The organism is Streptococcus sp. 27098_8_66, assembly GCF_041431945.1.
Taxonomy (GTDB): domain Bacteria; phylum Bacillota; class Bacilli; order Lactobacillales; family Streptococcaceae; genus Streptococcus; species Streptococcus dentalis.
Genome location: NZ_JAPVYS010000006.1, coordinates 61,326 through 85,820, shown reverse-complemented (window position 1 = coordinate 85,820; position 24,495 = coordinate 61,326). Strand labels below are relative to the sequence as shown.

24 protein-coding genes, 2 tRNA genes and 1 pseudogene are annotated in these 24,495 nt (G+C 41.1%); 22 read left to right on the top strand and 5 right to left on the bottom strand.

Features of this window, described 5'->3' with window-relative positions; translation table 11 throughout:
- Positions 1 to 26 precede the first annotated feature (26 nt).
- The 22 genes and pseudogenes from O3642_RS06250 to O3642_RS06145 all read left to right on the top strand — a co-directional run bounded on the left by O3642_RS06250 (position 27) and on the right by O3642_RS06145 (position 19,831).
- On the top strand, positions 27 to 3,554 hold the full coding sequence (locus O3642_RS06250) for a family 20 glycosylhydrolase (protein WP_371605618.1): 3,528 nt from the start codon (positions 27 to 29) through the stop codon (positions 3,552 to 3,554).
- A 289-nt stretch (positions 3,555 to 3,843) separates the two neighbouring features.
- Positions 3,844 to 4,590, top strand: coding sequence for a tRNA pseudouridine(38-40) synthase TruA (gene truA, locus O3642_RS06245; protein ID WP_320910929.1), 747 nt, complete (start codon positions 3,844 to 3,846; stop codon positions 4,588 to 4,590).
- Complete coding sequence (locus tag O3642_RS06240) at positions 4,583 to 5,344, top strand: bifunctional hydroxymethylpyrimidine kinase/phosphomethylpyrimidine kinase (protein WP_371605617.1); 762 nt, start codon at positions 4,583 to 4,585, stop codon at positions 5,342 to 5,344. The genes truA and O3642_RS06240 overlap by 8 nt, the downstream gene beginning before the upstream one ends.
- Positions 5,334 to 5,804: an ECF transporter S component gene (locus tag O3642_RS06235; protein ID WP_003017988.1), complete on the top strand. Its 471-nt coding sequence runs from the start codon at positions 5,334 to 5,336 to the stop codon at positions 5,802 to 5,804. Before O3642_RS06240 ends, O3642_RS06235 begins: the two co-directional genes overlap by 11 nt.
- A 3-nt stretch (positions 5,805 to 5,807) precedes the next feature.
- Entirely contained in the window at positions 5,808 to 6,371 is a 564-nt protein-coding gene (locus O3642_RS06230; RefSeq protein WP_049497648.1) for a TIGR01440 family protein, read from the top strand.
- A gap of 128 nt (positions 6,372 to 6,499) precedes the next feature.
- The gene (gene tig, locus O3642_RS06225; RefSeq protein WP_371605616.1) at positions 6,500 to 7,783 is read left to right on the top strand and encodes a trigger factor; all 1,284 of its coding nucleotides are present in this window, start codon (positions 6,500 to 6,502) and stop codon (positions 7,781 to 7,783) included.
- Positions 7,784 to 8,009: 226 nt separating this feature from the next.
- Positions 8,010 to 8,594 carry a DNA-directed RNA polymerase subunit delta gene (gene rpoE / locus O3642_RS06220; protein ID WP_371605615.1) on the top strand — a complete coding sequence of 195 codons (585 nt, stop codon included), beginning with the start codon at positions 8,010 to 8,012 and terminating at the stop codon, positions 8,592 to 8,594.
- A 260-nt stretch (positions 8,595 to 8,854) separates the two neighbouring features.
- Positions 8,855 to 9,550: a B3/4 domain-containing protein gene (locus tag O3642_RS06215; RefSeq protein ID WP_371605614.1), complete on the top strand. Its 696-nt coding sequence runs from the start codon at positions 8,855 to 8,857 to the stop codon at positions 9,548 to 9,550.
- A gap of 173 nt (positions 9,551 to 9,723) precedes the next feature.
- Positions 9,724 to 11,337, top strand: a complete 1,614-nt coding sequence (locus tag O3642_RS06210) for a CTP synthase (RefSeq protein ID WP_155127024.1) — start codon at positions 9,724 to 9,726, stop codon at positions 11,335 to 11,337.
- Between the two features lie 265 nt (positions 11,338 to 11,602).
- Positions 11,603 to 11,688: transfer RNA gene (locus O3642_RS06205), tRNA-Leu, on the top strand.
- A gap of 80 nt (positions 11,689 to 11,768) precedes the next feature.
- Positions 11,769 to 12,221: a hypothetical protein gene (locus O3642_RS06200; protein WP_155127027.1), complete on the top strand. Its 453-nt coding sequence runs from the start codon at positions 11,769 to 11,771 to the stop codon at positions 12,219 to 12,221.
- Positions 12,222 to 12,410: 189 nt separating this feature from the next.
- Entirely contained in the window at positions 12,411 to 13,292 is an 882-nt protein-coding gene (locus O3642_RS06195; RefSeq protein WP_003004573.1) for a class II fructose-bisphosphate aldolase, read from the top strand.
- An 84-nt stretch (positions 13,293 to 13,376) separates the two neighbouring features.
- Positions 13,377 to 14,315 carry an alpha/beta fold hydrolase gene (locus O3642_RS06190; RefSeq protein ID WP_049486083.1) on the top strand — a complete coding sequence of 313 codons (939 nt, stop codon included), beginning with the start codon at positions 13,377 to 13,379 and terminating at the stop codon, positions 14,313 to 14,315.
- A gap of 51 nt (positions 14,316 to 14,366) precedes the next feature.
- Positions 14,367 to 14,921 (top strand): histidine phosphatase family protein, encoded by a 555-nt coding sequence (locus tag O3642_RS06185; protein WP_024055415.1) that lies wholly within the window; start codon positions 14,367 to 14,369, stop codon positions 14,919 to 14,921.
- A 66-nt stretch (positions 14,922 to 14,987) separates the two neighbouring features.
- Complete coding sequence (locus tag O3642_RS06180) at positions 14,988 to 15,335, top strand: hypothetical protein (RefSeq protein WP_024055414.1); 348 nt, start codon at positions 14,988 to 14,990, stop codon at positions 15,333 to 15,335.
- 37 nt (positions 15,336 to 15,372) lie between these two features.
- Positions 15,373 to 15,771 carry a hypothetical protein gene (locus O3642_RS06175; protein ID WP_021154464.1) on the top strand — a complete coding sequence of 133 codons (399 nt, stop codon included), beginning with the start codon at positions 15,373 to 15,375 and terminating at the stop codon, positions 15,769 to 15,771.
- A 53-nt stretch (positions 15,772 to 15,824) separates the two neighbouring features.
- Positions 15,825 to 16,232, top strand: coding sequence for a hypothetical protein (locus O3642_RS06170; protein WP_014712923.1), 408 nt, complete (start codon positions 15,825 to 15,827; stop codon positions 16,230 to 16,232).
- A 380-nt stretch (positions 16,233 to 16,612) separates the two neighbouring features.
- Positions 16,613 to 17,605, top strand: a complete 993-nt coding sequence (locus tag O3642_RS06165) for an ATP-binding cassette domain-containing protein (protein ID WP_155127030.1) — start codon at positions 16,613 to 16,615, stop codon at positions 17,603 to 17,605.
- Between the two features lies 1 nt (position 17,606).
- On the top strand, positions 17,607 to 18,425 hold the full coding sequence (locus tag O3642_RS06160) for an ABC-2 family transporter protein (protein ID WP_070587478.1): 819 nt from the start codon (positions 17,607 to 17,609) through the stop codon (positions 18,423 to 18,425).
- A 1-nt stretch (position 18,426) separates the two neighbouring features.
- A complete protein-coding gene (locus O3642_RS06155; protein WP_003017328.1) occupies positions 18,427 to 19,212 on the top strand; it encodes an ABC transporter permease in 786 nt (261 codons plus the stop codon).
- Positions 19,213 to 19,250: 38 nt separating this feature from the next.
- Positions 19,251 to 19,712: pseudogene (locus tag O3642_RS06150) on the top strand (GNAT family N-acetyltransferase).
- A gap of 46 nt (positions 19,713 to 19,758) precedes the next feature.
- Positions 19,759 to 19,831 (top strand) — tRNA-Thr (locus tag O3642_RS06145).
- An 83-nt stretch (positions 19,832 to 19,914) separates the two neighbouring features.
- Here the strand turns inward: O3642_RS06145 and O3642_RS06140 are convergent.
- The 5 genes from O3642_RS06140 to O3642_RS06120 are packed head-to-tail and all read right to left on the bottom strand — an operon-like array spanning position 19,915 to position 24,486.
- Positions 19,915 to 21,045 (bottom strand): site-specific integrase, encoded by a 1,131-nt coding sequence (locus tag O3642_RS06140; RefSeq protein ID WP_371605613.1) that lies wholly within the window; start codon positions 21,043 to 21,045, stop codon positions 19,915 to 19,917.
- A 1-nt stretch (position 21,046) separates the two neighbouring features.
- Positions 21,047 to 21,232: a DUF3173 domain-containing protein gene (locus tag O3642_RS06135; RefSeq protein WP_049522773.1), complete on the bottom strand. Its 186-nt coding sequence runs from the start codon at positions 21,230 to 21,232 to the stop codon at positions 21,047 to 21,049.
- A gap of 15 nt (positions 21,233 to 21,247) precedes the next feature.
- Entirely contained in the window at positions 21,248 to 22,360 is a 1,113-nt protein-coding gene (locus O3642_RS06130) for a CHAP domain-containing protein (protein WP_371605612.1), read from the bottom strand.
- A gap of 16 nt (positions 22,361 to 22,376) precedes the next feature.
- Entirely contained in the window at positions 22,377 to 22,601 is a 225-nt protein-coding gene (locus O3642_RS06125) for a hypothetical protein (RefSeq protein ID WP_070659392.1), read from the bottom strand.
- 1 nt (position 22,602) lies between these two features.
- Positions 22,603 to 24,486 (bottom strand): conjugal transfer protein, encoded by a 1,884-nt coding sequence (locus O3642_RS06120; RefSeq protein WP_371605611.1) that lies wholly within the window; start codon positions 24,484 to 24,486, stop codon positions 22,603 to 22,605.
- Positions 24,487 to 24,495 lie beyond the last annotated feature (9 nt).

The following is a 24,495-nucleotide window of genomic DNA, read 5'->3' as shown; positions in this document are numbered from 1 at the left end:
TTACAATGACAATTTAGGAGGTCCTGATGAAATCACATCAACCACGTTATGCGATCCGCAAGTATGCAGTAGGAGCAGCTTCGGTGCTCATAGGATTTTTTGCTGGTGCTCAGGTTGTAGCGGCCGATACGCCGACGACTACTGAAAGTCCTGCAACGACAGTTCCAACTCAGCCAAACGAGGGTGAGTCAACTATTTCCCTTAATGAGGAAGCTTCTCAGCCAACAGTAGAAAAACCAACGGCTCCTGCCCCAATCGTCGATCAAAGTCAACAGACACTGCCTGATCGTGAATTTCGGGTATCAGATCTTGACCGTTTGATTCGCGAAGAAGCAAGTTCTGTCGCAGAGTCGGATGTGGCAGCTCAACCAGCGACGGAAACGCCTGCTAAAGATCCTGATCAGGAAGAAAAATTAGCCAAGAAAAAGATTGTTTCGATCGATGCCGGTCGCAAGTACTTCTCACCAGACCAAATCAAGGAAATCATTGATGAAGCAAGTAAGACGGGTTATACAGACTTGCATCTTCTAGTTGGAAATGATGGTTTGCGCTTTGTGCTGGATGATATGTCTTTGAAAGTGGGAGATACTTCTTATTCTAGCCAAGCCGTGACAGATGCGGTTGAAAAAGGGACAAAAGCTTATTACGATGATCCGAACGGGACAGCCTTGACCCAGGCTCAAATGGATGATATTTTGACCTACGCCAAATCGAAGAAAGTGGGCGTCATCCCAACCATTAATAGTCCAGGTCACATGGATGCGATTCTGACAGCCATGGAACAATTGGGGATCAAAAATCCTCACTTTAATTATTTTGGTACAAAGAAATCAGCTCGGACAGTTGATTTGGACAACCAAAAAGCCTTAGACTTTACCAAAGCCTTGGTAGACAAGTATGCGGCTTATTTCAGCGGCAAGGCAGATATTTTCAATATTGGTTTGGATGAATATGCTAACGATGCCACAGATGCCCATGGTTGGCAGGTTCTCCAAGCCAGCAAGCATTGGCCAGGTGAAGGGTACCCAGAAAAAGGCTATGAAAAATTCATCCAATATGCTAATGATCTAGCAGCTATTGTGAAAAAACACAAGATGAAACCAATGGCCTTCAATGATGGAATCTACTACAATGGCGATACTTCCTATGGCACTTTTGATAAGGATATCATTGTCTCCTACTGGACAGGTGGCTGGAATGGCTATGATGTCGCTTCTTCAAAACTCTTGTCTGAACTAGGTCATCAGATTCTTAATACCAATGATGCTTGGTATTATGTGCTTGGACGGGACAAGGCTGGATCTGGTTGGTACAACCTTGATCAAGGTCTCGAAGGAATTTCCAAGTCAGCGATTGATGTGGTTCAAAAAAATGATGGAGCTAAGGTACCTTTCATCGGTGGCATGGTAGCTGCCTGGGCAGATACGCCATCTGCAACCTACAAAAAAGACCTTCTCTTTAAGCTCATGCATGCCTTCGCGGACAAGAATGCGGACTACTTTGTAGCAGATCCTGAAGTGGTCGAAAAAGCTCTTTCGGAAGCTCCAACTGATTTGGATCACTATACACCGGAATCTCTAGTAGCCTTTACGGCAGCTAAAAAAGCTTTAGAAGGGGCAGGAGCAAATACCACTCGAGCAGAGGCCAAAACCTTGATCGATCATCTCAAAGCAGCTCAAGATGCTTTGGTGTATACGGAAAGCTACGCGAAAGAAGTTGCTGCAAAAGAAGCAGCAGAAAAACTAGCCATGAAGAAGGTCATCTCGATCGATGCAGGCCGCAAATACTTCTCACTGGATCAGTTGAAACGAATCGTAGATAAGGCCAGTGAGTTGGGTTATTCTGACTTGCACCTCCTTGTCGGAAATGATGGCATGCGCTTCGTCCTCGATGATATGACGGTGGAAGCCAATGGCAAGACTTATGCTAGTGACGATGTGAAAAAGGCCATTTTAGAAGGTACCAAGGCCTATTACGATGATCCAAATGGCCAAGCCTTGACCCAAGCGGAAATGGATGAACTCCATGCTTATGCGACTGCTAAAGGAATCGGCTTGATTGCGGCAGTCAATAGTCCTGGACACATGGATGCTTTGTTGGTAGCCATGGAAAAATTGGGCATTGAAAATCCACAAGCCAGCTTTGATACGGTTTCAAAAACAACCATGGATTTGACCAATGAAGCAGCAGTCAACTTTACCAAAGCCTTGATTGGCAAGTACATGGACTACTTCAAAGACAAGTCTAAGATCTTTAACTACGGAACAGATGAATATGCCAATGACGCTACCAGTGCGCAAGGCTGGTACTACCTCAAGTGGTATGACCTCTATGGTAAATTTGCGGAGTATTCCAATAGTCTTGCAGCTATGGCGCGTGAAAAAGGCTTGCAGCCAATGGCCTTTAACGATGGCTTCTATTATGGAGATGAAGATGATGTTGCCTTTGACAAGGACGTCTTGATTTCATACTGGTCTAAAGGATGGTGGGGCTATAACCTTGCGTCACCACAGTATTTGGCAGATAAGGGGTATAAATTCCTTAATACCAACGGGGACTGGTACTATGTTTTGGGCCACAAAGGTGACCAAAGTTATCCGCTCGAAAAAGCTATTCAAAATACAGAAACTGTTCCGTTTGAACAGTTAGCTTCAACCAAGTACCCTGATGTCAAATTACCGACATCCGGAAGTATGTTGGGAATTTGGGCTGATGAGCCGGCCAATGAATACAAGGAAGAAGAAGTCTTCCAGGTCATGGAAGCTTTTGCCAACCATAACAAGGACTATTTCAAGGCGGACTTCACTGCTCTTAGAAAAGCAGTTGCTACGGTACCAACAGATCTAGCCATTTACACACCAGAATCGCGCGCAGCCCTTGCGAAAGTCTTAGATAGCTTGAATTGGAATGTGAGCCGTGCTCATCAAGATCAGGTGGATCAAGAAGTGGTTGCTCTGACTCAAGCCCTTGCGGGGCTCAAGCCAATTACGCAAGTAGGTAGCTTGGCTGAAAATGACGTCAAAGCCCTAGTGGAAGACAAACCAAGTCTTGAAATCGTAGAAAAAGAACTTGATTTTGACCTTGTGGAACGGACCAATCCAGATCTCGCTAAAGGAGAACGCAGAGTGATCCAGGCTGGGGTTAAAGGGCAAGGTCTTGAGTATGTAGAGGTTTCAGCGCTTGATCAAAGTCGAAAAGTGATTGCTACAGAAGTTGCAACAGAGCCTGTTGCAGAAATTGTTGAAGTCGGTACCAAAGAAGTCGTGATCCCAACAAGCCCTTCAGTAGAAGCACCAGTGAAACCAGACGTGCTTGTAAACAAAATGGTTTCAGATCCTTCAACACCTCAAGTGATCTCGAAGAATCAGCCAGTAGCACCAGAAAATACCCCAACGCCAATTCCAGCAGCTGTGGAAGAAACGGTTCGTTCAGAAGCAGTATCTTCTAACAAGCAACTTCCAGAAACAGGAGTGGAATCTGCTCTGGGGCTCTCTTTACTAGGAGCGATCTTAGGAGCAGCAGGAATGGACTTGAAAAATAAAAAAAGAGACTAAGACCTAGTAGATTTGTAACAGGTCGAAGTTAGGAGAGTGGGACAGAAATCGGTCATTCGTTAGAATTCGATTTCGTCGTCCCACCTCCGCACAGTTGAGTAGGGCTGTAAAAGCTGATGAAATCAGCGTAGTAGAGCCCACTCAACCACTGCGTCTTGCTCGACAATCCAAAAATAATTGAGAGGCTAGGACTTTTGTCCCAGTCTCTTTTTGTGCTCGTAAAACTGTACCCGGACAGTTTGATTTTTTCACTCTTGTAACCCCTTCTATATCCTGCTAAAATAAAACCATGACACGATACAAAGCAACCATTTCATATGACGGGACCTTGTTTGCAGGGTTTCAACGCCAACCTCATGCCCGTAGTGTGCAAGAGGAAATCGAGAAGACCTTGACGCGCCTCAATCAAGGAACCCCTGTTACCGTTCATGGAGCGGGGCGAACGGATTCCGGTGTCCATGCTCTTGGCCAGGTGATTCATTTTGATCTCCCCCAAGCGCGGGACGAGGAAAAGCTCCGCTTTGCCCTCGATACCCAAACCCCAGAGGATATTGATTTCATCCGAGTAGAGCAAGTAGCAGATGACTTTCACTCACGCTACAAGAAGCACAGCAAGACCTATGAATTTATTGTGGATTATGGTCGTCCCAAGAACCCCATGATGCGCCACTATGCCACCCACTATCCTTATCCTTTGGATGTGGAAAAGATGCAAGCAGCCATCCAAAAGTTGGAGGGAACCCATGATTTCACCGGTTTTACGGCTTCAGGAACCAGTGTGGAAGATAAGGTTCGTACGATTACAGAGGCTCGCTTGGTCGAGGATGCAGAGCATCATCGCCTGGTCTTTACCTTTTCGGGCAATGGTTTTCTCTACAAGCAAATCCGCAATATGGTGGGAACTTTGTTGAAGATCGGAAATGATCGGATGCCGATCGAGCAGATCGATCTGATTTTGGATAAGAAGGACCGCAATTTAGCAGGTCCTACAGCAGCGCCAAATGGCTTATATTTAAAGGAGATCCGTTATGAGTAATGAATTGATTCTAGCTATTTCAGGAAATGATATTTTTAGTGGAGGAGGTCTTCATGCAGACCTTGCAACTTATACGACTAATAAACAGCATGGCTTTGTAGCGGTGACTTGTTTGACGGCTATGACGGAGCACGGTTTCGAAGTGATTCCGGTGGATCCGACGACCTTTGCTCAACAGCTCAACTCTCTCAAGGATGTTCCTTTCTCTGCTATTAAACTCGGCCTCTTGCCAAATGTTGAAGTGGCAGACTTAGCCTTGGACTATGTCAAAGCCCATGCGGAGATCCCTGTGGTACTAGATCCTGTTTTGGTCTGCAAGGAAAGCCATGATGTGGAAGTTTCAGTTCTTCGAGACGAATTGATCAAGTTCTTCCCTTATGTGACGATCATTACGCCAAACTTACCAGAAGCTGAGATCTTGACCCAAAGCAAGATTCAATCGCTCGACGATATGAAGGAGGCAGCACGCAAGCTCCACGGATTAGGAGCAGCGAATGTCGTGGTCAAAGGGGGCAATCGTCTCAATAAAGAAAAGGCCATCGATGTCTTTTATGATGGGACAGACTTCACCGTCATTGAAGAGCCAGTCTTAGAAAAGAACAATACAGGAGCAGGTTGTACCTTTGCGTCTAGTATTTCCAGCCAGTTGGTGAAAGGGAAATCACCGCTTGAAGCTGTTAAAGCCTCTAAAGACTTTGTTTTCCAAGCGATTCAACATTCAGACCAGTATGGAGTAGTACAATATGACATCTAATCGAACTCAACTCATTGCCCGCCTCTCTATTTTGACAGCCTTGACAGTTGTACTTGGCTACTATACCAAACTTCCAACTCCTACAGGGATCGTCACCCTGCTAGATCTTGGTGCCTATTTCACAGCCTTCTATTTTGGACGCAAGGAAGGTGCAATTGTAGGCGGTGTCGGAGCCTTCTTATTGGATCTGATTTCAGGCTATCCTCAGTGGATGTTCTTTAGCCTCCTCTTTCACGGGGGACAAGGCTATTTCGCTGGCTTCAAGGGCAAAGCTCGTTACCTAGGCTTGCTCCTTGCGACAGTCGTGATGGTAGGCGGTTACGCACTAGCGTCTGCTCTCTTTTTAGGCAATGGTTGGGGTGCTGCTATCTCGGACATTCCGAATAACCTTGCTCAGAATTTTGTTGGAATGGCTTTAGGCTATGTGGTCTATTATGCATTTCAAAAGAAAGGAAGCTAATTCATGGATCTGGAGCAACTGAAGAAGGATACAAAAGAAATCCTGGTAGATGTCTTGGAAAAAAGCCGTCTCCGCCAAGGACAAATCCTCGTCCTCGGGATGTCTTCAAGTGAAGTTGCAGGAGGGCAAATTGGAAAGGCCTCCAACATCGACATTGCTGAAGCTATTGTCCAGACCTTGCTAGATGAGTTGAATCCAAGAGGGATTTATCTGGCGGTACAAGGATGTGAGCATCTCAATCGCGCCTTGGTGGTTGAAAGAGAATTGGCAGACAAGAAGGAGCTAGAAATCGTCAATGTCCTTCCGAGTCTCCATGCAGGAGGTGCTGGACAACTCGCAGCTTTCAAGTATTTTAAGGATCCTGTTGAAGTGGAATTCATCACAGCTCAAGCAGGGTTAGACATCGGAGATACCTCGGTGGGGATGCACGTCAAACATGTGCAAGTTCCAATTCGCCCTATCTTGCGTGAACTAGGTGGAGCCCATGTCACAGCCCTCGCCAGTCGGCCAAAATTGATCGGCGGTGCCCGTGCTCTCTACCTCGATGATCCCATCCGAAAATCATAATCAGAACTAGCTTTTAAGGGCTAGTTTTTTTGGATGAAAAGAGAGGCAAAAACGTTTTAAAACTTGCAATTTCAAAGTTTTGTGGTAAAATTATAAGGAATGACTATATTATTTTAAGGAGAGACAGAATGTCTGTATCATTTGAAAACAAAGAAACTAACCACGGTGTATTGACTTTCACAATCAGCCAAGAGCAAATCAAACCTGCTTTGGACCGTGTGTTTGAGTCAGTTAAGAAAACTTTGAACGTACCTGGATTCCGTAAAGGTCATATTCCACGTCCAATCTTCAACCAACGTTTTGGTGAAGAAGCTCTTTACCAAGATGCTTTGAACGATCTTCTTCCAGCAACATACGAAGCAGCTGTTAAAGAAGCTGGAATCGAAGTTGTTGCACAACCAACTTTCGATGTTGTATCTATGGAAAAAGGTCAAGACTGGACATTGACAGCAGCTGTTGTCACAAAACCTGAAGTAAAATTGGGTGCTTACAAAGACCTTGAAGTATCAGTAGAAGTTTCTAAAGAAGTAACAGACGCTGATGTGGATGCTCGTATCGAACGCGAACGCAACAACTTGGCTGAATTGGTTGTTAAAGAAGGTGCTGCAGCAGAAGGTGACACAGTTGTGATCGACTTCGTAGGTTCTATCGACGGTGTTGAATTCGACGGTGGTAAAGGTGACAACTTCTCACTTGGACTTGGTTCAGGTCAATTCATCCCAGGTTTCGAAGACCAATTGGTTGGACACTCTGCTGGTGAAACAGTTGATGTGATCGTAACATTCCCAGAAGACTACCAAGCAGCTGACCTTGCAGGTAAAGAAGCGAAATTCGTGACAACGATCCACGAAGTAAAAGCAAAAGAAGTACCAGCTCTTGACGATGAATTGGCAAAAGACATCGACGAAGAAGTTGAAACTCTTGACGAATTGAAAGAAAAATACCGCAAAGAATTGGCAGCAGCTAAAGAAGAAGCATACAACGATGCAGTAGAAGCAGCAGCAATCGATCTTGCCGTTGAAAACGCTGAAATCGTTGACCTTCCAGAAGAAATGATCCACGAAGAAGTATACCGTTCAATCAACGAGTTCCTTGGAAACATGCAACGTCAAGGTATCTCACCTGAAATGTACTTCCAAATCACTGGAACAACTCAAGAAGATCTTCACAAACAATACGAAGCAGAAGCTGAAAGCCGTACGAAGACAAACCTTGTGGTTGAAGCAGTAGCGAAAGCAGAAGGCTTCGAAGCAACTGAAGAAGAAATCAACGCTGAAATCGAACAATTGGCAGCAGATTACAACATGCCAGTTGAACAAGTTCGCAACCTTCTTTCACCAGAAATGTTGAAACATGACATCACAGTGAAGAAAGCAGTGAACGTAATCACAAGCACAGCAAAAGTAAAATAATTGAGATAAAAAAGAAGAGCCGTGAGGCTCTTCTTTTTTTTGATTTCATGGAGAATCCTGGAATTTTCCTTTGACGAAAGGGGAAATTTATCGTACAATAGAGTGTAATGATAAAATGCGTGATAGATTTAGTGACGAGAAGTTTCCAATCTATCATTGAGGATAGGATGAGGTTGAAGACCGGATCCTTCTCCATTTAGGAAATGAAACATAAGGAGATTTACCCTTGGAATTAGAAGTATTTGCTGGACAAGAAAAAAGTGAACTTTCTATGATTGAAGTGGCGCGTGCGATTTTGGAATTACGCGGACGTGACCATGAAATGTACTTTAGCGATCTTGTAAATGAAATTCAAAATTACCTTGAAAAATCAAACAGCGAGATCTGTGAAGCTCTTCCATTGTTCTACACAGAATTGAATGTAGATGGAAGCTTTATCCCACTTGGAGATAACAAATGGGGTCTTCGTTCATGGTATGCCATCGATGAAGTTGACGAAGAAATCATCGCTATTGAAGAAACAGACGAAGATGAAACTCCTAAGAAACGGAAGAAAAAACGTGTCAATGCCTTCATGGATGGAGACGAAGATGCGATCGACTACAACGACGATGATCCAGAAGATGAAGAAGTTTACGAAGCAGATCCAGCTCTTTCATACGATGAAGAAAATCCAGATGATGAAAAGAGTGAAGTCGAAGCTTACGATGCTGAAATCAATGAAATCGTACCAGATGATTTGGGTGAGGAAGTTGAATTAAGCGAAGAAGACGACGAAGAAGAGGATTCTGAAGACGAGGAAGAAGAATAAATCATAAGAAGAGGCTGGGACAAAAGTCCTAGCCTCTCAATTGTTTTTGGATTGTCGAGCAAGACGCAGTGGTTGAGTGGGCTCTACTACGCTGATTTCATCAGCTTTTACAGCCCTACTCAACTGTGCGGAGGTGGGACGACGAAATCGAATTCTAACGAATTACCGATTTCTGTCCCACTCTCTTTTTATTTGCATTGAAAAAAGTGGCGAAATGGCGTATGATAAACGTGTAAGGTTTCCCAATAGGAGGTGTTCAGATGGACTTTCGTTTAGATCAAAGTTTAGTAGCTCTTGGTATTGATACAGTTGTGGTCGGAATTGCTAGAAATGTGGATCCTCAAGCAGTTTTGCCCCCTTCTTTTCTTGAAAAGAAGAAAGAGCTTGAACAATGGGCGCTCCAGTGTCAGACAGAAGAAGTAGTGGCATCTTCTGTCATTAAAGGGTATACAGACCTCTTGCAAAAAGTAGGGCGTAGCATCAAGAAAAATCCACCAACAGTCCTAGCTCTTATCCGAAACATCCAGCATCGAGGAGCTCTTCCTCAGATCAATAGCATCATCGATATCTATAATGCCGAATCGCTGAAGTCTTTTCTCGCGATCGGAGGACATGACCTAGATAAGATTGAGGGACCGATTGAATTTACAGTGAGCCAAAGAGAAGATCTCTTCCTCCCGATCCTTTCTAGTGAAAAACATGTAGCACCGACAGATCCTGTCTACCGGGATCAAAATGGAGTTCTGGCTTGGTTGGATGTACGCGATAGTGACCATTACAAATTTGAGGAGACTACGCAAAACGCCCTCTTTGTCATCCAAGGAAATGCTGAGACGTCAGTCGAGATGCGTTTAGAAGCGCTGGAACGAATCCACAAGGACCTTGCTTCTTGCATGCCTGGGCTTCAATTTGAGAAATTTCTCGTTACACAAAATGGAGTGGAAAAGGTTGTGTAAACAGCGAACATCATTTTCATGAAATTTTCAATTTGACAAAGTAGACCATTTGCGGTAAGATATTGTTCGGGCACCTCATTTTGAGGTCGGAGCTCCCTAAGGATTAGGGAGCTATTTTTGTTTTTTCTGCAAAGAGGAATGGCCTCTACAACATTAGAAGAAGAGGAAAGCACATGTCAACAAAATATATTTTTGTCACGGGTGGTGTCGTATCATCCATCGGGAAAGGGATTGTCGCAGCAAGTCTTGGTCGCTTGCTCAAAAATCGTGGATTGAAAGTGACGATCCAAAAATTTGACCCTTATATCAATATCGACCCAGGGACGATGAGTCCTTACCAACACGGGGAAGTATTTGTCACAGACGATGGCGCAGAGACAGACTTGGACCTTGGTCACTATGAACGCTTCATTGATATCAATCTGAATAAGTACTCAAATGTGACAACAGGGAAAATTTATAGCGAAGTCCTTCGAAAGGAACGTCGTGGAGAATACTTGGGCGCGACTGTACAGGTGATTCCTCATATTACAGATGCCTTGAAAGAAAAGATCAAACGAGCAGCGACGACGACGGATTCAGATGTCATCATCACAGAAGTCGGAGGAACAGTTGGAGACATTGAATCCCTTCCATTCCTTGAAGCTCTTCGTCAAATGAAGGCAGATGTTGGTGCTGAAAACGTTATGTACATCCACACCACTCTTCTACCTTACTTGAAGGCTGCGGGAGAAATGAAAACCAAGCCGACCCAACACTCTGTGAAAGAATTGCGTGGTCTTGGAATTCAACCAAATATGTTGGTCATCCGTACAGAAAAACCAGCTGGTCAAGGAATTAAGAACAAGTTGGCTCAATTCTGTGATGTGGCACCAGAAGCTGTCATCGAATCACTTGATGTGGAACATTTGTACCAAATCCCATTGAACTTGCAAGCACAAAATATGGACCAAATCGTTTGTGACCATTTGAAATTGGATATTCCTGCAGCAGATATGACAGAATGGTCTGCGATGGTCGACAAGGTCATGAACCTCAAGAAGCAGGTCAAGATTTCCTTAGTTGGAAAATATGTAGAATTGCAAGATGCCTACATTTCTGTCGTTGAGGCCTTGAAGCACTCAGGTTATGCCAACGATGCAGAAGTCAAGATTAATTGGGTCAATGCCAATGATGTGACAGCTGAAAATGTGGCAGAACTCCTTGGAGATGCGGATGGAATCATCGTCCCAGGTGGTTTTGGTCAACGGGGAACAGAAGGAAAAATTCAAGCCATCAAGTATGCGCGTGAACAAGACGTACCAATGTTGGGTGTCTGCTTGGGTATGCAGTTAACCTGTATCGAATTTGCCCGTCACGTTTTAGGATTGGAAGGGGCCAATTCATCCGAATTGGATCCAGAAACCAAGTATCCGATTATCGATATCATGCGGGACCAAATCGATGTGGAAGACATGGGAGGAACGCTCCGCCTCGGTCTTTACCCATCTAAACTCAAACGAGGATCAAAAGCAGCCGCTGCCTATGACAATCAAGAAGTGGTACAACGTCGCCACCGTCACCGTTATGAGTTTAACAATGCTTTCCGTGAACAATTCGAAGAAGCAGGATTTGTCTTCTCAGGCGTTTCACCAGACAACCGTTTGGTCGAAATCGTTGAAATCCCAGAAAACAAATTCTTTGTCGCTTGCCAATACCACCCAGAATTGTCAAGCCGTCCAAACCGCCCAGAAGGACTTTACACAGCCTTTATCACAGCGGCAGTTGAAAACCACGATAGCAAATAAAAATCAAGGCTGGGCAATAAGTGTCCAGCCTTTGGACTATAATAGTAATAACTACATGACGCAGTGGTTGATTGGCATCTTTGTTCGCTTTTCAAGCTCCAAAGATGACCTAATCAACTGTGCGGGGGTGGGAAGACGAACTCTTTTTAATTAGTCGGAGTTCTTTCCCACTCCCTTTTGTGAAAAAATGACAAACTCTGAAAAAAGTTTGAAAAAAATCTTGACAAAAAAGTCGTTGATTGATATACTAGTAAAGTACTCAATCGCGGGGATGGCGGAATTGGCAGACGCGCAGGACTAAGGATCCTGTGACCGCTTTAGGTCGTGAGGGTTCAAGTCCCTCTCTCCGCATCGGATCAAGATAGCTTCGGCTATCTTTTTTTGTTTTCAAATTTCTTTGTGGTAGAATAGGTGTGAGATGAGGTGAGAACATGAAGAAGAAGTATCTGGTTTTGGCCGATGGCCTCTTTGCACTATTGGGAAGTGCCATTAATTTTTTCGGTCCTATCCTGATTTTAGCTATGGCGATAGGCGCATACAAGGATACTTTTAGATATTTTATCGCCTTAAACATATGGAATGTTTTCATTTTTTTAGTGACGATTGCTTCTAAGTATCTGCTCAGAGATGAAAAAAGGCTGAAAAGATGGATTCCCAATCTCTTTCTGATAGCAGGCTTTATTCTCTTTCTTGCCTCAATCCTTGCTGTGTGTGAGAATATTCCCTTTCTTGAGGGATTGGTGAACGGACTTCTTGGGAAAATGTTTACTGACAGTCAGTTATTTGCTGCTTATTTCTATTCTCAATGGGTTGCAGCGGTATCCTTTGTGATTTGCGGGATTGCTTTTCTCCTTTCGTTAAAAAATTTTAAAGAGAAAGATTGAAAGGGGCTTAAGCTCCTTTTTTGCTTTTTGAATAGGATGGAAGTCTTAGGAGATAGGAGATTCCGTCCTATTTATCGGAAGAAATCGCTTAAAGCTACAGGAAAAGCTAGCAATTTCATCTAAAAAGTGATAAAATAAACAATGTAAGTGGGATTAACCCCACAAAAATTTATAGGAGGCCTATAACAAATGGCAATCGTTTCAGCAGAAAAATTTGTCCAAGCAGCTCGTGACAATGGTTATGCAGTTGGTGGATTTAACACAAACAACCTTGAGTGGACTCAAGCTATCTTGCGTGCAGCAGAAGCTAAGAAAGCTCCAGTACTTATCCAAACTTCTATGGGTGCTGCTAAATACATGGGTGGTTACAAAGTATGTAAAGCCCTTATTGAAAACCTTGTAGAATCAATGGGTATTACTGTACCAGTTGCTATTCACCTTGACCATGGTCACTACGACGATGCTCTTGAATGTATCGAAGCTGGTTACACTTCAATCATGTTTGACGGTTCACACCTTCCAGTTGAAGAAAACCTTAAATTGGCGAAAGATGTCGTTGAAAAAGCTCATGCTAAAGGTATCTCAGTAGAAGCTGAAGTTGGTACTATCGGTGGTGAAGAAGACGGTATCATCGGTGACGGTGAATTGGCACCAATCGAAGACGCTAAAGCAATGGTTGCTACAGGAATCGACTTCTTGGCGGCAGGTATCGGTAACATCCACGGTCCTTACCCAGCAAACTGGAAAGGTCTTCACCTTGACCACTTGCAAAAATTGACTGAAGCTGTTCCAGGATTCCCAATCGTATTGCACGGTGGATCAGGTATCCCTGATGATCAAATCCAAGCAGCTATCAAACTTGGTGTTGCAAAAGTTAACGTGAACACTGAATGCCAAATCGCATTTGCAAATGCTACTCGTCAATTCGTACGTGAATACGATGCAAACGAAGCAGAATACGACAAGAAGAAACTCTTCGACCCACGTAAATTCTTGAAACCAGGTTTCGAAGCAATTACTGCAGCTGTTGAAGAACGTATCGACGTATTCGGTTCAGAAGGCAAAGCTTAATTAAAAACAGGAAAGCAAGGTCCCATGTGGATCTTGTTTTTTTGTTTGGGAAAGGTTGCTTCCAGGGGTTAATTTTTGTACAATATGCCTATGAAAAAATTCAAACTGTGGAGCTGGATCGTTTGTGGATTTCTCCTGCTCTTTTTAGGTGCTACATTTGTTTTTCATCAATTTAGTTTACGAAATGAAAGTAAGCTTCTCACACCCATTGGTAAACAAGTTACAGTCAATGGACATCGAATGAATGTCTCTGTTAAAGGAGAAGGACCTCAAACAATCGTTTTTCTTTCCGGTGCAGGTATCGCCTCTCCTATCCTAGACTTTAAGAATCTATCAGATCCCCTATCCAAAAAATACAAGGTTGTTGTCGTGGAGCGAGCAGGATATGGTTTTAGTGAAGATAGTGATCGTTCAAGAGATGTGATGGAGGTCCTTTCTGAGACCCGTCAAGCTTTGGCGCAAGCTCATGTTTCAGGTCCTTATGTGATTATTTCGCATTCTATGGCTAGTTTAGAGAGTCTTGCTTGGCAGGAGAAGTTTCCTGATGAAGTGAAAGCTTTGATTGGTTTAGATTGGGCATTGCCATCAAGTTATGAAGATTTAAAGGAGAATCAGACCTTGCTCACTGTGGCATATTGGAGCAGCAAGATTGGCTTATTACGCTACTTTCCTGAGTCCTTATATATAAAAAATCAAACTCTGATCGAAAGTGAACGAAAACAATATAAACTTCTAGCTTATAAGCAGTTGATGTCACAAGCTATGTTTCATGAATCGCGTTTGGCAAAGGAAAATGCCAAGAAAGTTCCATCTAGCATTAATCCGAAAATTCCAGCCTTACTCCTGGTTTCTAACGGTGAAGGCACGACCTTTAGCCAATCAGAGTGGCAACGTTATGCAGAGAGATTTGCAAGCGACCAGTCTAATGTTCAAGTCGACTATATGGATGCGCCTCACGACCTCTATCATTATCAAAGCGATGCTATTGTTTCTCGCATTAAAGAATTTTTAGAGAATAATTGAGGGCTTAAAAATCCATTGAGACTGATGATAATAATTGAAAGGTAATGACTTATGAATAATTCTTATATTTTACTTAGACATGCTCATTCAAGATTTTCAAGTGATGATTTTAATAGAACTTTGTCAGAAAAAGGATTTTCATCTCTTAATCAGTTAGATTTTTTGAATTCTTTTAATATTGATTATTATTTTTCTAGTCCTTATAAACGAGCATTTGAAACGATTAATAGCTCGCCAATTCAATTTGATAAAATAGTTCTTGATAATCGGTTACGAGAGCGAAAATTATCCTCAAGATTTATTGAAGATACTGAGTTTGAAAAAACAATTCAATATTTATGGCAAAATCCAGATAAATCTCTTATTGGAGGAGAGTCCAATCGAGAAGCATTAAATAGAATTTTAGATTTATTTGAGGACTTGGAAGAAAGGTACTCAGATAAAACCATTTTACTGAGTTCTCATGGAAATTTGCTAGGAATCTTAATCAATCATTTTGATTCAAGTTTTGATTATAAAAAATGGGGACAGATGACTTTTCCAGATTGCTTTCTAGTTGACAAAGATAAGAGTGTGAAAAGAATTATGAAAGTTACATCTAGGTAATCATTTAGTTCAATCTATGTGATTTTATTTTCTGTTATTACAAATAGAATTGAAGGAAAAATAGCCATGATATTCGATCAGTCCTTGCAAGCCTACCTACATGAAGTAGATGATGTTCTTGTAGCTTGGGAAGAAAAACCAAGTGGAAACTTTGAGATGGAAGCTCAGTTGCTTGCAGCCAATTACCATAAAAATCTTTACCGTATTCTTGCATTTATACTGCCTCATTTACAAGAATTTTATGGGTATTTCACAGATGAAGAAGCTACTGAAAAATTGGGTAAACCCATCATCGAGCCAGAAAGACAAACCGTTACTTTCTGCGATCAAACTTTTGATGATATTCATATCTTTTCTTTTGACTATCAGGGGCAGGCATTTGAGAGTCTGGAGAATTTTGCCATTGATGGTTAAGGTCTGTTTTCAGTTTTAAAAAGAAGGAGAGAGACTGATGAGTACTGCTGATTTTGTCTTTATTGAGAGTAAAGACCCCATATTCCTAGATTTACAAGCCTTTTGTACTGCTTTGAGAGAAAAATTTCCAGGTATTTTGATCAGAGAAAGGACGAATCCTGAAAAAGCTTACTCGCTTTCTTGGGATTATCAAAGTCCTCAGCTTACTTTGGAAAGTTCACTGAGTAGCAAGAAAAATGTTTTTGTGATTGATTACTTTGATTCAACGAACAGGTTACAAGATTATGCCTCCTATATCATCTGGCTTCGGAAATGGTTTCCACCTGAAGAGAAAGTTTCCTTTTGTGATGAAGGTTATGAGTATGTGTTTGAACTTCCTAGTGATTTATCCCAAAAGGAGTTGGAAAACTACTTACGAACAAGGTTTGATGAGTGAAGAAGAAGTTCAAAAACGAATAATGATATGGAAAAGTTGAAAAGGAGAATCAGATGCTTACTAAAGATGATATGTTAGTTGCTTTGCATGATGCAATTACTGAAGACCAAGAATTTGAGTTGGCAGACGAGATTGTAGATGCCATGGAGGCTTACCCTCAACCCTTTGATTTGGTTGACCCCGTCTTAGACTTTATTTCCAAGCATCCAGAAGTAGATTTTGGAGCTCCAGGTGAGTTGGTTCACTTTGTGGAGCGATTTTATCATCAAGGCTATGAGGAATTATTGATGGAGTCAGTTCTAAAAAGTCCAACTGTGCATAACATCTGGATGCTTCATCGATGCTATAATGACAATGATCCAAATCTAGTCCGGCAGATTCAGACTTTGGTTGGAGAACTGAAGAAGGATAAGACTCTTGATTCACAAGTAAGAAGCATGATTGAAGACTTAACTTGGTAGAGGGAGGTAATGCAGCATCACCTTTTTATCTTTTCTTAGGGATAAAAATTTTCGATATAAATTAACACTTGTTTTCCGTAGACATTTGCACTATAAAAGGGTGTTATTAGGGCTTTCTTTCCTTATGTTGAAAAAGAAGGCAGTTTTTTTGGTATTTTAAGGAAACGATGAAACCAGAATTTTTGCTTAAAAGTATTATTTTAAGAGAAAAATTTCTCATTTCATAATCAATAAGCAAACGCTTGCATTCCTTTTTTTATTGGATTATAATAGGTTGGTATAAAGCCTTCTGTAATAATATTGAGAAGGTGTAGAAAGTAAGGATTTAGAATTTTTGTAATCAAAAATACAATGTTGCTTCTTACGATAGGGAGATAGATATGGCAATGATAGAAGTGGAACATCTTCAGAAAAATTTTGTAAAGACAGTTAAGGAGCCGGGATTAAAGGGAGCTTTGCGCTCCTTTATTCATCCTGAAAAGCAGACCTTTGAAGCGGTCAAGGATTTAACTTTTGAAGTTCCAAAAGGGCAGATTTTAGGATTTATCGGGGCAAATGGTGCTGGGAAGTCAACCACCATCAAAATGCTGACAGGGATTTTAAAACCGACATCTGGTTTTTGTCGGATTAACGGCAAGATTCCGCAGGACAATCGCCAAGATTATGTCAAGGATATTGGAGTCGTTTTCGGACAACGCACCCAGCTATGGTGGGATTTGGCACTGCAAGAGACCTACACGGTCTTGAAGGAGATTTACGATGTGCCAGACTCGCTTTTCCATAAGCGCATGGACTTTTTGAATGAAGTTTTGGATTTGAAGGAATTTATCAAGGATCCTGTGCGGACTCTTTCACTTGGGCAACGGATGCGGGCGGATATTGCGGCTTCCTTGCTTCACAATCCCAAAGTTCTCTTTTTAGATGAACCGACTATTGGTTTGGATGTGTCGGTCAAGGACAACATTCGCCGTGCTATCACCCAGATCAATCAGGAGGAAGAGACAACTATTCTCTTGACTACTCATGATTTGAGTGATATTGAGCAACTCTGTGATCGGATTTTTATGATTGATAAGGGGCAAGAGATTTTTGATGGAACGGTTAGCCAGCTCAAGGAGACCTTTGGCAAGATGAAGACTCTTTCCTTTGAACTGGTGCCAGGTCAAAGTCATCTCCTTTCTCACTATGAAGGCCTGCCTGATATGTCCATTGATAGACAAGGAAATACTCTCAATATTGAATTCGATAGTTCCCGCTACCAGTCGGCCGATATTATCAAGCAAACCTTATCTGATTTTGAAGTCCGTGATTTGAAGATGGTAGATACAGATATTGAAGATATTATCCGTCGCTTCTATCGAAAGGAGCTCTAAGATGGTCAAATTGTGGAGACGTTATAAACCCTTTATCAATGCAGGAATTCAGGAGTTGATTTCCTATCGAGTCAACTTTATTCTCTATCGGATTGGTGATGTCATGGGGGCTTTTGTGGCCTTTTATCTCTGGAAGGCAGTCTTTGACTCCTCCCAGGAGCCTTTGATTCAGGGCTTCAGTATGGCAGATATCACTTTCTACATCATCATGAGTTTTGTGACCAATCTTTTGACCAGGTCTGATAGCTCCTTTATGATTGGAGATGAGGTTAAGGATGGCTCCATTATCATGCGTTTGCTGAGACCAGTACATTTTGCGGCCTCTTACCTTTTCACCGAACTTGGCTCCAAGTGGTTGATTTTTATCTCTGTTGGACTGCCATTTTTAAGTGTCATTGTTTTGATGAAAATCTTATCTGGGCAAGATATTGTAGAAGTGCTGGGATTAACTGTCCTTTATCTCTTTAGCTTAACTCTGGCTTATCTGATTAATTTTTTCTTTAATATCTGCTTTGGATTTTCAGCATTTGTCTTTAAAAATCTTTGGGGTTCCAATCTACTCAAGACTTCCATAGTGGCCTTTATGTCTGGAAGTTTGATTCCCTTGGCTTTCTTTCCAAAGGTCATTTCAGATATTCTGTCCTTCTTACCTTTCTCATCCTTAATTTACACTCCGGTCATGATTATTGTTGGGAAATACGATGCTAGTCAGATTCTTCAAGCACTTTTGCTTCAGCTTTTCTGGCTTATAGTGATGGTGGGCTTGTCTCAGTTGATTTGGAAACGAGTCCAGTCATTTATCACCATTCAGGGAGGTTAGTATGAAAAAATATCAACGCATGCATCTGATTTTTATCAGACAGTACATCAAGCAAATCATGGAATACAAGGTAGATTTTGTGGTTGGTGTGTTGGGAGTCTTTCTGACTCAAGGCCTGAACCTCTTGTTTCTCAATGTCATCTTTCAACACATTCCCTCCCTAGAAGGTTGGACTTTTCAAGAAATTGCCTTTATCTATGGATTTTCCTTAATTCCAAAGGGACTAGATCATCTCTTTTTTGACAATCTCTGGGCTTTAGGTCAACGACTAGTTCGAAAAGGGGAGTTTGACAAGTATCTGACTCGTCCTATCAATCCTCTCTTTCACATCCTCGTTGAGACCTTTCAGATTGATGCCTTGGGTGAACTTTTGGTCGGTGGAATTTTACTAGCGACAACGGCGACTAGCATTGCTTGGACTCTTCCAAAATTCCTGATTTTTCTAGTTTGTATTCCTTTTGCGACCTTGATTTATACTTCCTTGAAAATTGCTACAGCCAGCATCGCTTTTTGGACCAAGCAGTCAGGTGCCATGATTTACATTTTCTATATGTTTAATGATTTTGCCAAGTATCCTATTTCTATTTACAATTCGCTCCTTCGTTGGTTAATTAGCTTTATTGTACCTTTCGCCTTTACGGCCTACTATCCTGCCAGCTATTTCTTGCAGGACAAGGATGGACTCTTTAATATTGGTGGTTTGATTCTGATTTCCCTTGTTTTCTTTGTTATTTCCCTCAAACTTTGGGACAGGGGATTGGATGCCTACGAAAGTGCTGGTTCGTAAGAGGTAAAGTAAGACTAAAATCAAGAAAGGAACTTATGATGTTTGTAATTAAAGAAGTCAAGGGTGAAGATCAAAAAATGGCAGTTGTCGCTGAGATTTTAAGGGATTTGCCAGAATGGTTTGGAATACCAGAAAGCACGCAAGCCTACATTGAAGGAGCTAAGGATTTACGAGTTTGAGCTGCTTATCAAGAAAGTGATGTAGTAGGGTTTATAAGTTTATCATATTCGAGTGAAGATTGTGCTGAAATTGACTGTCTAGGCGTGAAAAAATCATTCCAAGGTCAAGGAATTGGAAGGGAATTAGTTACGACTATAGAAAGAGAAGCAGTCAAACAAGTGGCCTACCTACAGGTCAAAACAGTCGCAGAAGGTTCAAATAAAGATTATGACCGAACAAATGTCTTTTATCGCAGTCTTGGTTTTAAAAAATTAGAGATTTTTCCGCAACTATGGGATCCACAGAATCCATGTCAGATTCTGATTAAAAAGATCAACTAAAAGTGCTTGACATCCGCTATCAGAGTGCTATACTAAGAAGGTAATCGCCGATTTAGCTCAGTTGGTAGAGCAACGCACTCGTAACGCGTAGGTCACAGGTTCGATCCCTGCAATCGGCATCAAATGATACATTAAAAAGCCTGTTGTGACGGGCTTTTTTTGATGTTGAATTACTTTTTGTACCAAAATTTGTACCAAATTATTATAAAAGTTTTCGGATATTATCAAATTCATCGTTAATTTTTTCTTGTAACGTATGACCATATACTTCAACTAACATGGAAATGTCTTTATGACCCAAGATTTTAGCAATTACACCTAAATCGATTTGACTATGCCATAAGTAACTGCCGTAGGTATGACGTGCCCCTTTGGTAGTAATGATAGGTGAGATATTTAGTCTCATTAAAACATTCTTTAATTCTTTGTTAACAGTAGCATTATTTGGAATATCCTGGACATACCCATAATGTTGAAAAATAAAGTTGTTCTTGTTAATAATTCCAAGTTCTTTATTCAATCTCATTTGTGATTTTTTTATATTCATCAGTATATCTATTTCTTCGTCAGAAATAGGAATAGTTCGTATCGATGTTTTATTCTTTGGTGGAACAAATTGACGAGTCGATGTGTTGTATCTTCTATATGTCTTAATTACTTTTTCTTCAAAATTCACATCTTCCCAAGTTAAAGCAATTAGCTCACCGAAGCGCATTCCAGTTTTGAAAAGCGAATAAATGACATAGGGTACAACAGATTTTCTATAATCCATCTTTTGTTTTATATGTTCGAGGATATCATTTAAATCCTTTTCGCTATGAATATATTTTTCTTCAACAGGTTGAGAATCTTTTGAAGAAAATAACTCAGCAAAAAAAGTAAAATCATCAATAAAAACTTTATCTGCTTGAGCTGTTTTAATACATTCTTTAATACTTGTATGTAGCCTTGATAATGTATCCCTGGTTACTGTTTTACCATAATCGTTCATTATTCGCTGATATTTACTTGGTTTTATTTGAGATACAGGTGTGTCTCCAAATAATTTTTTAATGACCTTCTTTCTAATAATGTACTTATTTTTTGTGGTTTGACTGCGCTTGCTTGGAAATATTTTTAGATTAAGCCACTCTTGATATAGTTGGTGTAACGTCATTTTGCCATCAATTGAAAAACCTCTATTCAATTTTCTTAACAATTTTTCTGCTTCGATTTGAGCTTTTTTCTTAGTCTCAAAACCACTTTTATAAGCTAGTGTTTTGCTCGTTTCATCTCGTATAGTATAAGTCCAAAGATTTTTCTTACCCCTTTTTAAGTATCTTACGCTTGCCATTTTATAACTCCATTCCTAGAACTTCCGAGACAGCACTTTTAGGTACAACCATAAGTCGTTTTCGATCGTAGAAGCTATACCCTTTATTCACCATTAGTTCTCTTGCTTGGTGGATAATTTGAATAGCAGTATATTGTTTATAACCCATGTTGACTAAATCTTTTTGTGATATCGTATTATTTGTCATTTTTGATTATCCTTTCTAATGTCCTAAAACATATGTAAATTGTTTTGCGGTTTCCGCATCAAATGTACGGTAACTAATGATCCCTAATCCTTTCACATTACATTCTGAGACGAGAATTGAGCCGTCTGATTTAACTTGCTCCACAAATGAAATATGTCCGTATATTGGATCAGCTCCAGCTTGTCCAGGGCTGAATGATAGAGCAGAGTGTTCTGTTGGTGTATGGGTTGTTGTGAATCCTGGCTTATTCATCCATTGACCACCATTTCCCATAAATGGATCAAAGTTGACCCCGACTTGTTTTCCTCGGTTGAAGACATACCAGGTACATTGTCCCCAAGGATAGGTACTAGTGATATATCCTGTGGTATCAATAGCAGTTGTCAGACTGTAACCTAACGGTATATCATTTGAAGTGACTCCTCCACCATCTCTAGTTTTTCCTGTAGTTTGTTCAGGAGCTTTTGGTGTTCCTCCATGTTCATCAATGAAGACATCCAGTTTTTGCATGGTTTCTGCACGTCTTTTCCCTGTTCCTGTAGTATCTGTGAAATAGACTCCACCATCAGTTGCTGGATTGAGTGTTCCATTCGCAAACTTTTTAGCTTTGTCATCTTGAATTTTGAAGGTTTGGTTTTTATTTCCAATGATGGTTTGTTGGGTTAGCCCGACAACAGCAACCTCATCATTAAAGTTATTGGCATATTCTGGATTGGAGTCATAAGCTCCAAAACCAAACATATTAGCTCCAGGATTGGTGGCTACCCCAGCAGTTCCAAGGGAACTTTCATTCAGTGCGATCGCAACGATTCCACGGACATCAAGATTAGATTTAGCTTCCCATTCGAGGAGTTTCTTTCCATTAATTCGATTCTTATCATAGGAGATTCCTAACGTATCTAAAAAGCCGTCTAATTGCTCTGCTGTGATACCGAAGCGATGAACCAGTAGATTGTGAGTATAGGGATCTCCATCTGACCAGTGATCCGCATAAATCACTCCATTTTGGGATTGGGGTGAGCCATTCGTTCCACCACCTCCGACAGCCCCCATAAGGATAATGATAATGAGGACCGGTAGAAAGAGAGGAATGAGACCAGCTAATAGAAACCAATTTAGTTTTTTCATCGAATCTCCTTTCTAGTTAATGTCTTATATAAGCAGTGAACAAAACAGTCCCAAAACGCCATTTTGCATCTAAAACGACTGAATAGGACTTAGTTTGTAGGATGATTTGGTCTCTTTCTTGTTCTGAGACTGGAAACAAAAGAAGGAAATCGACTGAGCGTTTTCCTTCTTGGTAGGCTTGATAAAGAGTTTCTTCAAGAACTCTTGGAAAAGAAGTTCTTGAGCGTATCTTGGTATTCATATCATTCTCCTCTAAGTTGTTTTAAGCGTTCTGTTAATCGGTCTCTTCGTTCAATATTGGCTCTCAATTTATCGTCTCGTGTCATAGTCTTTCTATAAGCACGAGTGAAGGCATTCGATCCTTGAGCTTTGTACATAGCTTGAGGGTCTTTATATCCCTCTAATTTGCGCTCAATACTATTCATGCGGAGTTGTTTAAATGGAGAAATCCATTCTTCTTTAAGAGTTTGGAATTCCTCGTTTGAACTTGGTGTTGACTCCGCTGTGATTGGGGATTCCATTGAAGGAGTTGGTGTTTTTTCTTCAACTGGTTTAATCTTCTTAGGAGTTTCCTTTGTTTTCGGAATGTTTGGTTCTGGAGTATCTGGACTTGTTGGCGTCTCAAGCGTTTCTGTTGGGAGCACTTCATCGGTTTGGTGCTCTGATTCCTTATTGGTAAAGAAAGAACCAACATTTTGGAAGTGACTCTTAGCATTCATCATCATTCCAGCTCCAAAACCAGCACCTGCTAGGGCAAAGTTTCCAAGGTGTTGAGCAGATGAAAGACTTCTTGATGGTACTTGTGAAGCCACCTCTCTAGTCTTTGTGACCCCTTTTTCAACTTTGTTTCCAATATCACTCGCCACCATTCGTGCTTTAGAGCCAAGAATGAATTGAATCAGCTCAGCTTTGTATTTCCATAGAAGGAAATATACGAGTCCTTTTGAGACAACTGAAATGAGTAGTTTGAAGACAAGACCAAAGATGATCAAGGATGGAAGAGTTTTAAGGATACCATCAAAGCCAGTAATGACGATATTTTCAATCATTTTCTCAATGTAGAAGACCAAAAGAGTTAATAGACTCGTGATAGCTGGGAAAAGCAGCCCTCCAAACATAACTTTCAAGACTCCAAAAATCAGATCCTGCATTCTTGGTACAAAGGACATCAATAGCACAATTGGAAAAAGCAGGATCATCATCAGGACGAGTGTCTGAGCAATAACGTTTAACATTTGAATCAAAATAACCGGTATGGCTAATACGAAGGCTTCACAGATTTTGAAGATGACGTAAAACATACGGGTAAAGATGAAGTCAGGCATAGCTGAAACCCACCGGTTCTTTTCACCATCATCATTGGCCCCATTTCCTAGTTCATCTAGATATTTATTGCGATCTTTCGATTTAACTGCTTTAAAGTTTCCATTTTTATCGCCTGTTCCTAGTACCTTACTATCGTCAAAAGTTTCTTGTTTCCCATCTTGGCTATTCTTATATTTCCCATTTTCTTGTCCCGTATTGACGAAGACGTAAGCTTTATAAGAGGTTTCTGCAATATAGCTATCTGCCATGGAATCGCCAATTTTAATGGATTTATTATTTCCATACTCCACCTTGATATTCGTGATATTTTTAGTGACATCTTGAGAGACATGGTTGATAGTATCAAGTAGATATAGACCACCTGATGTTCCAGCGATTGTTCCAAAATAACCAAAACCAAGGATGAGAACTAGAAAGACATGAAGGAGTGTTCTTGAAAAAGCTCCTTTCGAAAAGAAAAACTGATAAAAGAGATAAAACGCTAGAATCAGAAGCAACATTGAAACGAGTGATTGCTTTGCGACTCCACCAGAACTTGAACCGATGAATCCTTTCCAGATATTCATCGCTCCATTAAATACATAGTTCTTGTAGTTAGAGTAGAGATCAATCTTTTCAAGAATTCGTATCAGCAAAGAAAAGAAGCCCACCACTGCGTTTAGAATGAAAAAGAAGAAGTTGACGAAAAGCTCATTAATCAGAACCCAAGCCCCGTTAAAGGAAGCGAATCCAGTTGGCTCCATGTAGGACTTGAGAGAGAAGATATCGACTCCCCTTAGTTTGTCAAAAGCTTCTTGCATGGATTCACC

What these genes read in the sequence shown, in the direction of transcription:
- O3642_RS06190 (WP_049486083.1), top strand. Translation starts at nt 13,377, where the DNA reads ATGCCTATGAAAAAATTCAAACTGTGGAGCTGGATCGTTTGTGGATTT.
- O3642_RS06210 (WP_155127024.1), top strand. Translation starts at nt 9,724, where the DNA reads ATGTCAACAAAATATATTTTTGTCACGGGTGGTGTCGTATCATCCATC.
- O3642_RS06135 (WP_049522773.1), bottom strand. Translation starts at nt 21,232, where the DNA reads ATGACAAATAATACGATATCACAAAAAGATTTAGTCAACATGGGTTAT.
- O3642_RS06185 (WP_024055415.1), top strand. Translation starts at nt 14,367, where the DNA reads ATGAATAATTCTTATATTTTACTTAGACATGCTCATTCAAGATTTTCA.
- O3642_RS06155 (WP_003017328.1), top strand. Translation starts at nt 18,427, where the DNA reads ATGAAAAAATATCAACGCATGCATCTGATTTTTATCAGACAGTACATC.
- tig (WP_371605616.1), top strand. Translation starts at nt 6,500, where the DNA reads ATGTCTGTATCATTTGAAAACAAAGAAACTAACCACGGTGTATTGACT.
- O3642_RS06200 (WP_155127027.1), top strand. Translation starts at nt 11,769, where the DNA reads ATGAAGAAGAAGTATCTGGTTTTGGCCGATGGCCTCTTTGCACTATTG.
- O3642_RS06130 (WP_371605612.1), bottom strand. Translation starts at nt 22,360, where the DNA reads ATGAAAAAACTAAATTGGTTTCTATTAGCTGGTCTCATTCCTCTCTTT.
- O3642_RS06215 (WP_371605614.1), top strand. Translation starts at nt 8,855, where the DNA reads ATGGACTTTCGTTTAGATCAAAGTTTAGTAGCTCTTGGTATTGATACA.
- O3642_RS06240 (WP_371605617.1), top strand. Translation starts at nt 4,583, where the DNA reads ATGAGTAATGAATTGATTCTAGCTATTTCAGGAAATGATATTTTTAGT.
- O3642_RS06170 (WP_014712923.1), top strand. Translation starts at nt 15,825, where the DNA reads ATGCTTACTAAAGATGATATGTTAGTTGCTTTGCATGATGCAATTACT.
- truA (WP_320910929.1), top strand. Translation starts at nt 3,844, where the DNA reads ATGACACGATACAAAGCAACCATTTCATATGACGGGACCTTGTTTGCA.
- O3642_RS06125 (WP_070659392.1), bottom strand. Translation starts at nt 22,601, where the DNA reads ATGAATACCAAGATACGCTCAAGAACTTCTTTTCCAAGAGTTCTTGAA.
- O3642_RS06165 (WP_155127030.1), top strand. Translation starts at nt 16,613, where the DNA reads ATGGCAATGATAGAAGTGGAACATCTTCAGAAAAATTTTGTAAAGACA.
- O3642_RS06180 (WP_024055414.1), top strand. Translation starts at nt 14,988, where the DNA reads ATGATATTCGATCAGTCCTTGCAAGCCTACCTACATGAAGTAGATGAT.
- O3642_RS06235 (WP_003017988.1), top strand. Translation starts at nt 5,334, where the DNA reads ATGACATCTAATCGAACTCAACTCATTGCCCGCCTCTCTATTTTGACA.
- O3642_RS06140 (WP_371605613.1), bottom strand. Translation starts at nt 21,045, where the DNA reads ATGGCAAGCGTAAGATACTTAAAAAGGGGTAAGAAAAATCTTTGGACT.
- O3642_RS06230 (WP_049497648.1), top strand. Translation starts at nt 5,808, where the DNA reads ATGGATCTGGAGCAACTGAAGAAGGATACAAAAGAAATCCTGGTAGAT.
- O3642_RS06250 (WP_371605618.1), top strand. Translation starts at nt 27, where the DNA reads ATGAAATCACATCAACCACGTTATGCGATCCGCAAGTATGCAGTAGGA.
- O3642_RS06160 (WP_070587478.1), top strand. Translation starts at nt 17,607, where the DNA reads ATGGTCAAATTGTGGAGACGTTATAAACCCTTTATCAATGCAGGAATT.
- O3642_RS06175 (WP_021154464.1), top strand. Translation starts at nt 15,373, where the DNA reads ATGAGTACTGCTGATTTTGTCTTTATTGAGAGTAAAGACCCCATATTC.
- O3642_RS06120 (WP_371605611.1), bottom strand. Translation starts at nt 24,486, where the DNA reads ATGCAAGAAGCTTTTGACAAACTAAGGGGAGTCGATATCTTCTCTCTC.
- O3642_RS06195 (WP_003004573.1), top strand. Translation starts at nt 12,411, where the DNA reads ATGGCAATCGTTTCAGCAGAAAAATTTGTCCAAGCAGCTCGTGACAAT.